The sequence below is a fragment of the Lachnoclostridium sp. An169 genome (genome assembly GCF_002160525.1).
GTDB classification, from domain to species: Bacteria; Bacillota; Clostridia; order Lachnospirales; family Lachnospiraceae; genus Mediterraneibacter; species Mediterraneibacter cottocaccae.
Genome location: NZ_NFKT01000003.1, coordinates 267,695 through 280,829 on the forward strand (window position 1 = coordinate 267,695; position 13,135 = coordinate 280,829).

8 protein-coding genes and 1 rRNA gene are annotated in these 13,135 nt (G+C 50.9%); all 9 read left to right on the forward strand.

What is annotated here, in order from left to right:
* Positions 1 to 145: 145 nt before the first annotated feature.
* Complete coding sequence (locus tag B5F07_RS04120; protein ID WP_087160000.1) at positions 146 to 1,654, forward strand: ABC transporter substrate-binding protein; 1,509 nt, start codon at positions 146 to 148, stop codon at positions 1,652 to 1,654.
* Positions 1,655 to 1,679: 25 nt separating this feature from the next.
* A complete protein-coding gene (locus B5F07_RS04125; protein ID WP_204248813.1) occupies positions 1,680 to 2,615 on the forward strand; it encodes an ABC transporter permease in 936 nt (311 codons plus the stop codon).
* An 11-nt stretch (positions 2,616 to 2,626) separates the two neighbouring features.
* Positions 2,627 to 3,523 (forward strand): carbohydrate ABC transporter permease, encoded by an 897-nt coding sequence (locus B5F07_RS04130; RefSeq protein ID WP_087160001.1) that lies wholly within the window; start codon positions 2,627 to 2,629, stop codon positions 3,521 to 3,523.
* A gap of 58 nt (positions 3,524 to 3,581) precedes the next feature.
* Complete coding sequence (locus B5F07_RS04135; RefSeq protein ID WP_087160002.1) at positions 3,582 to 5,918, forward strand: alpha-L-rhamnosidase-related protein; 2,337 nt, start codon at positions 3,582 to 3,584, stop codon at positions 5,916 to 5,918.
* Positions 5,919 to 5,973: 55 nt separating this feature from the next.
* Positions 5,974 to 8,532 (forward strand): glycoside hydrolase family 3 protein, encoded by a 2,559-nt coding sequence (locus B5F07_RS04140; RefSeq protein ID WP_087160003.1) that lies wholly within the window; start codon positions 5,974 to 5,976, stop codon positions 8,530 to 8,532.
* A 103-nt stretch (positions 8,533 to 8,635) separates the two neighbouring features.
* Positions 8,636 to 9,544, forward strand: a complete 909-nt coding sequence (locus B5F07_RS04145; protein ID WP_087160004.1) for a LysR family transcriptional regulator — start codon at positions 8,636 to 8,638, stop codon at positions 9,542 to 9,544.
* Positions 9,545 to 9,646: 102 nt separating this feature from the next.
* Positions 9,647 to 11,638, forward strand: coding sequence for an oxidoreductase (locus B5F07_RS04150; RefSeq protein ID WP_087160005.1), 1,992 nt, complete (start codon positions 9,647 to 9,649; stop codon positions 11,636 to 11,638).
* A gap of 322 nt (positions 11,639 to 11,960) precedes the next feature.
* Complete coding sequence (gene crcB / locus B5F07_RS04155; protein ID WP_087160006.1) at positions 11,961 to 12,326, forward strand: fluoride efflux transporter CrcB; 366 nt, start codon at positions 11,961 to 11,963, stop codon at positions 12,324 to 12,326.
* A 599-nt stretch (positions 12,327 to 12,925) separates the two neighbouring features.
* A 16S ribosomal RNA gene (locus B5F07_RS04160) occupies positions 12,926 to 13,135 on the forward strand; the annotation flags it as partial.

A 13,135-nucleotide genomic window follows, 5' to 3' on the forward strand; every position in this document is an offset into this window, starting at 1 on the left:
AAAATGGCTGCAGGTCAGCCATTTTTTTGTATAAGACAGAAAAAAACTGTCCGCCGGGGCGTTAATTCTGAACGGTACAGCGGGAGAAAAGACGCCGGAAATTCACTATAATAATACCAGTAAATGAATAAGGAGGAAATGAAACATGAAGAAGAGTAGAGTACTGGCGGCGCTTCTGACCGCATCAATGTCTGTAACCCTGTTGGCGGGCTGTGGAGGAAACAGCGGGGAGAGCGGAGAAAGTTCTGACGGAGTGGAATCCATTGTATTTGCCACACCACTTGTAAAGACGGTGGATATGGAACGGATCGAGAAGGCTCTCAACGAGATACTTGAGCCAAAGATTAATGTACATGTGGATATCGAAGGGATTTCCATGGCGAACTATAACAACCAGATCGGTCTGATGCAGTCGGGCGGGGAGCAGTTGGATGTAATGGGCTATATCGGTACATACAGTTCATGGCTGTCCAAAAACCAGATGCTGGCCATGAATGAATATCTTGATGAATACGGGGCAGATGCAAAAGAGGTGATCGGGGAAGAGTTTCTGAAATCGACGACAAAAGACGGCTCTGTCTATGCGCTTCCCTCTCTGAACGGAAAAGCGGCATCCATGACGATCGTCATCCGTCAGGATCTGATCGACGAGCTTTCCCTTCCGGTGGATCAGTTGAAACAGGCATCAAGTTTTGAAGAGTACTGTGAAAATCTTGATCTCATCACAGAAATGTATGCCCAGATTCATGAGGCGCATCCGGAGCTGGCATGTATCGTGCCTTACTCCAGCAATACGCTGATGTTTACAGATACCATGCCTTTTGCCGACAGAATGAATGACGACTATGGTGTGCTGATGCCGGATGATTACGAAACGGTCGCAAATGTCTATGAGACAGAAGAGTTCGAGACACTGGTCGGCTATGCCTATGACTGGAACCAGAACGGGTATGTTCTGGAAGATGCTACAACGACCCAGGAGACAGGAAATACATATCTGATGAACGGACGGGCGGCAAGTTTCTTCATCAAAGGAGAAGAAGGACAGGAGGAGCAGATCGAGACAGCTACCGGTGTGGACGTAAGTGCGATAAAAATCCTTGATCCGTTTATCACCACAACAGACGTAAACAGTATGGGATTTGCCATTTCCGCAACATCGGAGCACCCGGAGGCAGCCATGAAATTTTTAAATGAAATGTATACGAATCCGGATGTTGTCAATCTCCTTGACTGGGGAATCGAAGGAGAAGACTATCAGGTAATGGGGGACGGAACCGTTGATTTCCCGGAGGGGGTTGACGCGCAGACGACACAATACGGACTGAATATGGATTATTTCTTTGGGAATCAGTTCATTGCATATATCTGGGGCGAAGGCCGTGACACGACGCTGATGCAGAGACTGGAAGAGAACAATAAGACAGCGCAGTTCTCACCTGCCATGGGATTTTCGTATGACAACTCATCTGTCTCAAATGAGATCGCGGCTGTCAGCAATGTAGGTGCGGAGTATCTTCCGGGGCTGCGGTGCGGCACACTGAATCCGGACACAGAGATCGACAAATTCAACGAAGCGCTCTACAGCGCAGGTCTTCAGAACATTATAGACGAGAAACAGAGCCAGTACGACGAATGGCGTGCAGAGCAGTGACAGGGGAAAGGAAGTGTGGCATCCCATGAGTAAAGTGAAAACAGCGGCTCCCCGGAAAGCCGGCAAATTCAGAAGGCAGTGGCCCCTCTGGGTGATGATCATACCGGGAATGCTCTATCTGCTTATCAATAATTATGGTCCTATGATAGGTCTGTTCATCGCTTTTAAGAAAATTGACTACTCAAAGGGAATCTGGGGAAGCGACTGGGTAGGGCTTGACAATTTTGAATATCTGTTTAAGACAGACGCTGCCTTTACGATGACCAGAAACACGATTCTCTATAACCTGGTATTTATCGTACTCGGAACGATACTTGGCGTAGCTGTGGGAATCATGCTGAGCGAGCTGCGCAAGAAGATTGAAGTAAAGTTTTTCCAGACGGTTATTCTCCTGCCGTACCTGCTTTCCTGGGTAATCTGCGCATATATCGGATATGCATTTTTGAGCAAGGAGACAGGTCTGATCAACAATTTCCTGGAGATGCTTGGCATGAGCGCGGTAGACTGGTACAACGATCCGGGAAAATGGCCGTTTATCCTGACTTTCGTCCATCTGTGGAAAGGGATCGGTTATTCCTCGATCATCTACATGGCTTCGATTATCGGAATTGACACATCGTTATATGAATCCGCCATGGTTGACGGCGCCAGAAAGTGGCAGCAGATCCGTTATATTACCCTGCCGCTTCTGAAGCCTACGGTAATCATGCTGACGATTATGAGCATCGGCCGTATGTTCTACTCGGATTTCGGTCTGTTCTACCAGATGCCGATGAATTCCGGCGCGGTATTCTCTACAACGCAGACGATCGACACCTATGTATACCGGGCGCTGATGCAGCAGAGCGATATCGCGATGTCATCTGCAGCGGGCTTCTACCAGTCGATTGTCGGTTTCATTCTGGTGCTGACCGCAAATGCGGTTGTGCGTAAGCTCAGCCCGGAAAATGCAATGTTTTAGGAGGTGCCAAGATGTCAAATGTATTAGGACGGGGAGAAAAAATCTTTCAGGTTATTATCCATATTATTCTGCTCCTTCTCGCTGTATGTGCGATCGCGCCGATCTGGATTCTTGTGACCGGCTCGATCACGTCGGAGCAGGAACTGATTCTGGACGGGTACTCCTTCTTCCCGAAATCGTTAAGCCTGGATGCTTATATTTACCTGTTCCGGAAAGCTTCCGATATTCTGCGGGCGTATGGAATTACCCTGTTTATTACGATCGTCGGGACGGCAGGAAGCCTGATTATTACGCCGATGCTTGCGTACCCGCTTTCGAGGAAGGATTTTTCCGGAAAAACAGTGATTGCATTCCTTGTGTTCTTTACCATGCTTTTTAACGGCGGTATCGTACCATCCTATATCATGTGGACCCAGATCTTCCACTTGAAAAATACGATCTGGTCCCTGATCCTGCCGTCGCTGCTGATGAACGGATTCAACGTGATTCTGATGAAGAACTATTTTGCGCAGAATATTCCGGTGGAGATCATCGAGGCGTGCAAGATCGATGGAGCGGGAGAGTTCCGCATCTTCTTCAAGATGATCCTGCCCCTGTCCCTTCCGATTATGGCGACTGTCGGACTTTTTGTGGGAATCGCTTACTGGAACGACTGGACAAACGGTCTGTATTACGTGACAGATACGGAGCTGTTCAGCCTGCAGAACCTGCTGAACCGTATTCTCCAGGACGTACAGTTCCTGTCGTCAAGCTCGGAGATCTCGGCAGCAGGCGGAAGCATGGAGATGCCGTCGGTTGGTATCCGTATGGCGATTTCCGTAGTGGGTATCCTGCCGATCATGGTGCTGTACCCGTTCTTCCAGAAGTATTTTGTCAAAGGAATTGCCATCGGAGCCGTTAAGGGCTGATGCCCGCGGCTTCCGGCTTAAAAGTAACAGAAATGGGAATAAAAGGAGGATTCCGATTATGGGCGATATCATGGCTCTGATGTCAAAGGCATCAGGATGGATATGGACAGATGAATGTGATGCGTCAGACGCATCGGTTCCGCAACTGGTTCATTTCCGAAAAGTCATGGATCTCGACCCGCAGCCGGAGGTGCTGCGGGTCCGTGTATCTGCGGATACAAGATACAGGCTTTATGTAAACGGAAGTTTTGTGGAAGATGGTCCCCAGAAAGGGGATCACGAGAACTGGTATTACGATACGGTGGATCTTGCCCCCTGGCTGAAAAAAGGGAAAAATGTTCTGGCAGCCTGTGTGCTGCGCTACCCGAAGGAGCCGGAAAAGGGAAATTTCAGTATGTTCCGGACAAATATGCCCGGCTTTTATCTGGAGGAGGAGAACGGGCAGTTCTCGGCGGACGGAACCTGGAAGGTAAGGAAAAGGAAAAACTGTGAGATCACAGGGGAACATCCCTTCTTCGCCCCGCTCTGGATCTATGAGAGGGCACAGGGAGACGAGGAGAGCGACTACTGGAAGGAACCGGAGTTTGACGACAGCGGTTGGAAGAATGCCGTGCCTTACCCCTTCCTTGCCGTAAAGAGGGCAGTCAGCCCGGGCAACCTCTATGCCCGGACAATCCCGCCGATGAAGCGGGTGCCGGGAAGATTTTCCGGGGTCAGCGCCCTGCGCGAATCTGCCTGCACAAAAGAAGAATGGGAGAAGTTTCTGCAGGGGGAGAGCACGATCTGCCTGCCTGCAGGGGCGCATGAGATTGTTGAGATCACGTCCGGGGAAGAGATGACCGCATATCTTTCGCTTGCAGTTTCCGGGGGAAGAGGGAGCGTGTGCAGACTGCTCTATTCCGAGTGTTATTACTGCAGAGATGATGGAAAAGACAGAATGTTCCCGGGCGGGAAGAAAGGCGACCGGACAGACGCCGAAAACGGAGTCCTGATCGGTCAGGAGGACGTCTATACCGTCTCCGGGTACGGGAAAAGCGACAGGCCGGAACGCTATGAACCCTTCTGGTTTCGCACATTCCGTTTTATACGGCTGGACATTATCGTGGGGGAAGAACCGCTTGTCCTGGAAAAACTGGATTATCAGGAAACCGGATACCCACTGGAAGTAAAGACCCATGTGGAGACAAGCGATCCGTCTCTGGCTGCGGTCTGGGAGATCAGCGAGAGGACGCTGAAACGCTGTATGCATGAGACATATGAGGACTGCCCGTACTATGAGCAGCTTCAGTATGCCATGGATTCCAGAAGCCAGATCCTCTACACGTATCAGGTGGCTGCAGATGACCGGCTTGCCCGGAACTGCATGAATGATATGAAGAATTCCGTGCGGCATGACGGGATGATCAACTGCTGTTATCCGCAGACCGGTCCGAACGTTATTCCCGGATTTTCCATCTATTATATCGGAATGGTCTACGACCATATGATGTATTTTGATGATCCGGATCTGATCCGTGACCATCTTCCGGTGATCGACGGAATTCTGCGTTTCTTTGAACGCAATCTGGATGACAGGGGACTGGTAGGCCCCATCGGCGGGCTCAATGTGGTGGGAAAATACTGGTCCTTTATCGACTGGACGCCCCAGTGGGACGCGACCACAGGTGTGCCGGGAAAAGCGCATGAGGCGGGACCTCTTACCATGGAAAGCCTGCTCTATGTGCTGGGGCTCATGTATGCGGCTGAACTGTCTGATCATATCGGACGCTGCGGTATGGCAGAAGAGTACCGCAGAAGGGCGGCGTCCGTTAAAGCGGCCGTCAATACATACTGCCGGGGGAGAGACGGGCTGTATCAGGACGGTCCCGGCGTGGAAGCCTACAGCCAGCACTGTCAGGTGTTCGCTCTCCTGACAGAAACAGTAGACAGGGAAGAGGGAAGACGCCTGCTCGAGATCACCCTTGCAGACCGGGAAGAGTATGCCCCCTGTTCTGTCGCCATGGCGTTCTATCTGTTCCGGGCCATGGAGCTGGCAGGTATCTATGACAGGACAGAACGCCAGTGGGATGTATGGCGGGAAATGGTGAAAAACCACTGCAGCACCTGTGTGGAGGATGATGTGAAAGCCAGGAGCGACTGTCATGCCTGGGGAGCGCTTGCCCTGTATGAACTTCCGGCAGCGGTCCTCGGAGTAGGACCAAAAGCTCCCGGATACCGGGAGATCCAGGTGTCTCCTGTGCCCGGATATCTGACCTGGGCGAAAGGAAAAGTGATAACGCCCCGAGGGATGGTATCTGTGTCCTGGAAGAAAAAGGAGGACGGCAGCCTGGATCTGCAGTATACGTTGCCGATGGAACAGAAGGACGGAAGTGCCAGGACAGAAAGACAGAAATGACAAGAAAAAATAATCAGAAAAATCAAGAGTTTGGGAATTCATAAAGGAGAAAACAATGAGAAGAATTCAGACTGATCAGATACAGCCGTTTGAAAAGGAGCATGTGGAAAAGATGCGCCGTCTGGCTCCGGAGTGTATGGTGCTTCTGAAAAATGACGGGACTCTGCCGCTGGATACAAGCAGTAAAATCGCCCTCTTTGGCAGCGGCGCCAGACATACGGTCAAAGGCGGCACAGGCTCCGGCGATGTGAATGTGCGGCATTTTGTAACAGTAGAAGAAGGCATGAAAAATGCCGGAGTGGAAATCGTTACCGGAGGATGGCTGGACGCATATGATGAGATCCTGGCCAGGGAAAAGAAAGCATTCTACGGAGGACTTCGGAAAGCCGCAGATGAAGCCGGTGTGGAGCTGTTGTTCATGCTTATGGGAAAGGCATGCCCGGAACCGGAATATGAACTGTCCACTGACCCGGAAGAGGAGACGGATACGGCGGTATATGTTCTGGCGAGAGACTCCGGGGAAGGAGCGGACCGCAGAATCGAAAAGGGAGATATCCGGCTGACAGAGACTGAGATCCGGGACATCCTCGCCTGCAGCAGGAAGTACAGGAAATTTGTCCTTGTGCTCAACACAGGCGGAATGGTGGATCTTTCCCCGGTAAGTGAGGTGGGATGCATCCTTCTGATGGGACAGCTTGGCACATGCAGCGGGGACGCCCTTGCGGATGTGCTTTTCGGAAAGGCATATCCCTCCGGTAAACTGACAATGTCGTGGTGCCCCATCGAAAAATATCCGGGGACGGAAGGGTTCGGAGATCCCGACGATACGTTCTACAGAGAAGGGGTATATGTGGGATACCGGTATTTCAGCACAGCAGGAATACCGGCGGATTTCGGATTCGGATACGGGCTTGGCTATACGGATTTTTCCGTCAATGTACGGGACGTCTCGGCTGACAGCCGCAAGGTAACGGTAAAAGTATCTGTAAAAAATACCGGTGCATATAAGGGAAAAGAAGTTGTGCAGGTCTATTACTCGGCTCCCTGGGGAAAGCTGGACAAACCCGCTCAGGAACTGGCTGCATTTGGCAAGACAGGTGAACTTCTGCCCGGAGAGGAAGAGATTCTGGAACTGTGCTTTGACACGGCGGATATGGCTTCTTTCGATGAAGAAACAGAAGCGTGGATCCTGGAAGCGGGTGAGTATATGATCCGCGTGGGAACCAGTGCAGCGGAGACTTCTGTGGCGGCGGTCTTAAGTCTCGATGCGGATGCGGTGACAGAAAAGGTAAAACACATCTGCGGGAAAGCAGGTTTTGAGGACTGGAAACCGGATATCAGAAATAAGAATGCGGACTCTGCTGACAAGATTCCGGAAGGAATCCCTGTGATTCCGCTCAAAGGTGCCGATATCCCGGCAAAGACATATGTATACCGTCCGGAACCGGAAGAATCTGTCTCCTGTGGCAGGTTCCGTTATGAGGATGTGATCTCCGGAAAATGTACCCCGGAACAGTTCGCTGCCGGGCTGACAGACGAAGAGCTTGCATGGCTGTGCATCGGCAATTATAAAGAGGCGGATACCATGGTGGAGGTCATCGGAAATGCGGCGAGTCTGGTGGCGGGCGCTGCCGGCGAGACTACGGCATATCTTAAGGATCTTGGCGTGCCGCCTGTAGTTATGGCAGACGGGCCGGCAGGAATCCGGCTCAGCAGGCAATATACCTGGGATGGAGAGGCTGCAAAAGGAAAGACCTCCCTGGAGCAGAGCGATATTGTCTACGCGCTTACACCGGAAGAAATCGAAGCCATGTCCGCGGCGGCAGAAAGTGCCCCGGAAGATGAAACGATATATTACCAGTACTGTACGGCAATTCCGACCGGTACGGCACTGGCCCAGTCATGGAGCGAAGAAGTCATGGAAACCTGCGGGGATGTTGTCGGGGAGGAGATGGAGCTTTTCGGAATCCAGATCTGGCTGGCGCCGGCGCTTAATATTCAGCGATCTCCTCTGTGCGGAAGAAATTTTGAGTATTATTCGGAGGATCCGCTGGTTTCCGGAGTTGCTGCGGCTGCAGTTACAAGAGGCGTGCAGAAGCATCCGGGCTGTGTGACAACGATCAAGCATTTTGCGTGCAACAATCAGGAGACAAACCGCTACTTTTCCAACAGCCACGTCAGTGAGCGGGCGCTTCGGGAAATCTACCTGAAAGGTTTTGAAATCTGCGTGAAGAACGCCATGCCGGGATGCATCATGACATCCTATAATCTGATAAACGGAGAGCATGCATGCAATAGCCGGGATCTGCTGACCTGTGTGCTGCGTGACGAGTGGGGATATGAAGGCGTTGTGATGACTGACTGGCTTGTGACCGGTGGTATGGGCAAAAAGGGAAATGTCTATCCGTGCGCATCGGCGGCAGGAGATATAAAGGCGGGAAATGACCTTACCATGCCGGGCCTGCCCTCGGATAAGGAAGACATCCTGGATGCACTGAATAATAAGAACCACCCATACTGCCTGACAAGGGCGGATCTGCAGAACTGCGCCCTTCGGGTAATGAAGCTTTTCGGGCTTCTGGATGATGCTGCCGGAGTACAGGCCGGAGAATAGTCAGGCAACAGATTTTTACAGAGACCTGCCATAAGTTCCGCAATATTTGGCATGCCAGCCTCTTCTTCCTGTGTTATACTGGGAAGGAAGGGAGCAATGACGCATGAATACCAAGATACTGACCGAATTTCAGACCGTCTACGAGACGAGAAGCATACACCGGGCAGCAAAAAAGCTGTTCATCACGCCTCAGGGACTAGGGAAAAATATCCGTCAGCTGGAGGACGAACTGCAGACGGTGCTCTTCGAGAGGAGCAAACAGGGAATGGTTCCCACGGAGAGCGCCGTGCTGCTCTACCGGCGCTGCGGCGAGATTATCCGCCAGTTGAGCCTGATCGACAGTGAGATTCGCCAGCTTGAGAACCGGGGGAAGCGGCTGCGCATCGGATGCGCTTACGGGGTGTTTAATATGATGCCCATACAGGACATTTTTGATTTCATTGCCCGGTATCCGGAAATTGCGGTGGAGTATTATGAATATTCCAATGCCCAGATCAGGGAAAAGCTGCTTGCTGCGGAACTGGATTATGGCATTATCGTGGGGAAAGAAAACGCCGGCAGCGGAGCGGAAGCCTTTTCGCAGGAGCTGCTCGCCGTCTGCCCGGTAGCAGTGCTCGTCTATGAGGGGCATCCCTTCTATGAAAAAGAACAGATTTCGTTTGGAATGCTGAAAGATCAAAAACTGCTGTCCATGAACGAAGATTTCTGGATCTGTTCCGAGACGGTGCGCAGATGTCGGGAGGAGGGATTCGAGCCGGAGATTGTGGCAAAAAGCGTGGACGGCATCATGCTCCAGAAGCTCTGCTCCCAGAAAATCGGCATTGCCATTATTCCGGAGATTGTGACAGGGGAGATGAATATGTCGGGGCTGAGAGCCATTCCGCTTACAGGCGGTATGAACTGGGAAATATACGGGACGTGCCGGACCGGGACAGCGGATTATGAGGCGGTCCGGAAGATGCGGGAGTTTCTGGCTATGAGGCGGGGGATACGGATTCCTCCGGAGAAATAGAAAGTTTTCATCTGGAAAGAGTTTGTTTATACACGGCAGACTCTTTCTTTTTGTATAATAAATGTGAAAAAATTATCAATATACAAAGAAGGAGGCTGACCGATGAAGTACAAAAATCTTTTTACCCCGGTGAAAATCGGTTCCGTTGAGATCAAGAACCGTTTTGCCATGGCTCCTATGGGTCCTCTCGGGCTGGCAGACGCAGAGGGCGGGTTCAACCAGCGCGGAATCGATTATTATGTGGAGCGCGCGAAAGGAGGAACCGGTCTGATCATTACCGGCGTTACCTTCTCGGACTGCAAGGTTGAGACGCAGAGTATGCCGAACTGCCCCAACTCTACTTACAATCCGGTTCATTTCATCCGTACCAGCAGAGAGATGACGGAGAGAGTTCATGCATATGGAAGCAAAATCTTCCTTATGATGTCCGCAGGCTTCGGGAGGGTTACGATCCCTACCAATTTAGGAGAGTTTCCGCCGGTGGCACCGTCTGCGATCCCCCACAGATGGCTGGATAAGATCTGCCGTCCGCTGGAGATCGACGAGATCAAAAGTATTATCAAATCATTCGGCGATGGAGCGTACAATGCAAAGCGTGCCGGATTTGACGGCGTGGAGATCCATGCGGTACATGAAGGATACCTGATGGATCAGTTCGCTATCTCCATGTTCAACCAGAGAACAGATGAGTACGGCGGATCTCTGGAAAACCGTCTGCGTTTCGCAAAGGAAGTAGTTGAAGAGATCAAATCCCGCTGCGGCGATGATTTTCCGGTTGCCCTGCGCTTCAGTGTGAAGAGTATGATCAAGGACTGGAGAGAAGGCGCTCTTCCGGGAGAAGAGTTCGAGGAAAAAGGCCGTGATATCGAGGAAGGTCTTGAGGCGGCGAAACTACTTGTCTCCTATGGTTATGATGCACTGGACACCGATGTGGGAACCTATGATGCATGGTGGTGGAACCATCCCCCGATGTATCAGGAAAAGGGACTGTTCCGTCCGTACTGTAAGATGGTAAAAGAAGTGGTGGACGTGCCGGTTCTCTGTGCCGGACGTATGGACAACCCGGATATGGCGTCCAAATCTGTGGAAGACGGTGAGTGCGATATCGTAAGCCTCGGACGTCCACTTCTGGCTGACCCGGATTACGTGAATAAACTGCGCGGAAGCCGCGCCGATGAGATCCGCCCCTGTATCTCATGTCAGGAAGGATGTATGGGAAGGATCCAGGAGTATTCCATGATCAACTGTGCGGTAAATCCACAGGCGGCGAGAGAACGTGTGACGGCATACGAACCTGTCGTTAAGAGTAAAAAAGTTATGGTCATCGGCGGTGGTGTTGCGGGCTGCGAGGCGGCCAGGGTACTGGCGATCCGCGGACATAAGCCGGAAGTTTTTGAGAAAGGTGCTGTTCTGGGAGGAAATCTGATTCCGGGCGGCACACCGGATTTCAAGGAGGATGACCATGCTCTGGCAAAATGGTATGAAGTCCAGCTTGAAAAACTGGGTGTTCCTGTACATATGAACACGGAAGTAAAGAAAGAGGATGTCCTGGGAGCGGACTACGATGCAGTGATCGTGGCTACAGGATCCCGGCCGAAAGTATTTTCGCTTGGAGACGATGCGCACGTATATACGGCGGCGGATGTGCTCAATGGAGAGAAAGACTGCGGCAGCACAACAGTTGTTATCGGCGGCGGTCTGGTCGGATGCGAGACAGCACTCTGGCTGGCACAGCAGGGAAAGAATGTGACTATTGTGGAAGCTCTGGACAAACTGATGGCGGTCAACGGCCCGCTCTGTCACGCAAACAAGGATATGCTGGAGCGTCTGGTGCCGTATAATGGGATCAACGTATTGACCGGTGCAAAAGTGACCGGTTTCAGAGACGGACTTCTGGATGTGCAGACTGCAGACGGAGAGCAGAAACTGCTCACAGACAGTGTGATCCTTGCCGTAGGATACCGGGAGGAAAATACCCTGTATCATGAACTGGAGTTTGAAGTGCCGGAGATCTATCTGCTGGGAGACGCAAAGAAAGTGTCTAATATCATGTATGCGATCTGGGATGCCTTTGAGGTGGCAAACCATATTTGATGTCCGAAAAATACGGGCATAGTCTGCGGCTGGTAAATTTGCATACAGCGTGAGCTGATACAGCATTTCACGAATACAAAAAAAGGACGATGGAGTTCCTTGTGGATTCCCGTTCTTTTTTTGTGTTCCCGTGGGAAAGATATTTTGTCCTGATAACCGGCCGGACAGCAGCAGACTGTTCCGAATGGTACGAACTGAGAAGCTGTTGTACAGGAATAAGAGAAAAGAGCGGAGAGATGGGATACGGTTGAGAAAAAAGAATTCACAGCAGGAAAAAAGCGCGGTATAATAGCAGGACAGAAAAAGAAGGAGGAGCGGGAAAATGCTTGAATGTATCATCGTAGGGATCGGCGGATTCATCGGTTCGGTATGCCGGTATCTTATCGGACTGATCCCGGTGAAAGAGACCTGGGATTTCCCGATTAAAACATTTGCGATCAATCTGGCGGGATCCTTCATTATCGGATTGATCGCAGCTGCAGCAGCGAAAGATCAGACGCTGAATCCGAGAGTTATCCTGTTCCTGAAGGTCGGGCTTTGCGGAGGATTTACCACATTTTCCTCGTTTGCCCTGGAGACCGGTGACCTGATCAATTCCGGAAATGCTGGAATGGCAGTGCTGTATGCTGCCGCCAGTATGGCACTGGGCGTAGCGGCAGTTTTTGCCGGACAGGCTGTTATCGGATAGAAGAGCATAGAAAACAGACGTCCGGTCGATGTTGGATGATGTTTGTGGACGGAATAAAGAAAGCTGTTGCAGACGTTCGGATGTGATACGGCAGTATTGTCAGAATAATCGGAATTGCATGAATTGTCTGAAATAAATAAAAAATAGAAAAAACATTGACAATTCCTTCCAGCCATGATAAGATAGCACCTGTCGCTGAGGACAGCGCTTAAAACAGCAGAGATCCGGAACGGGGACGCGGAGGCGAATCGCCCGGCGGAAGGAGCTGAAAACAACAGGAAAAAAGTTGTTGACAAAGCGGAGCCGATGTGATAAAGTATAAAAGCTGTCGAAAAGAGCGGTCGAAAAGCCGGAGATGAGACAGAAAAGAAAAATAAAAAAGTTCTTGACAAGCGAAAAGGTCTGTGATAGAATAGCAAAGCTGTCGCTGAGAAAGAACGACAGGAACCTTGATAACTGAACAATAGACAACAACCCTTGAAAATTTCTTTGAAGAGAAAATTTCTAAGAACGTCATTGAACAAAGTGTTCAATGCCAACCAACAACAGTAAAGGGAAAAGGATTAGCTAGTAGTTGATCTGAACCCGGAACAAACATTTTTAACGAGAGTTTGATCCTGGCTCAGGATGAACGCTGGCGGCGTGCCTAACACATGCAAGTCGAGCGAAGCACTTTACTCAGATTTCTTCGGATTGAAGAGTGATTTGACTGAGCGGCGGACGGGTGAGTAACGCGTGGGTAACCTGCCTCACACAGGGGGATAACAGTTAGAAATGACTGCTAATACCGCATAAGGCCACAGCACCGC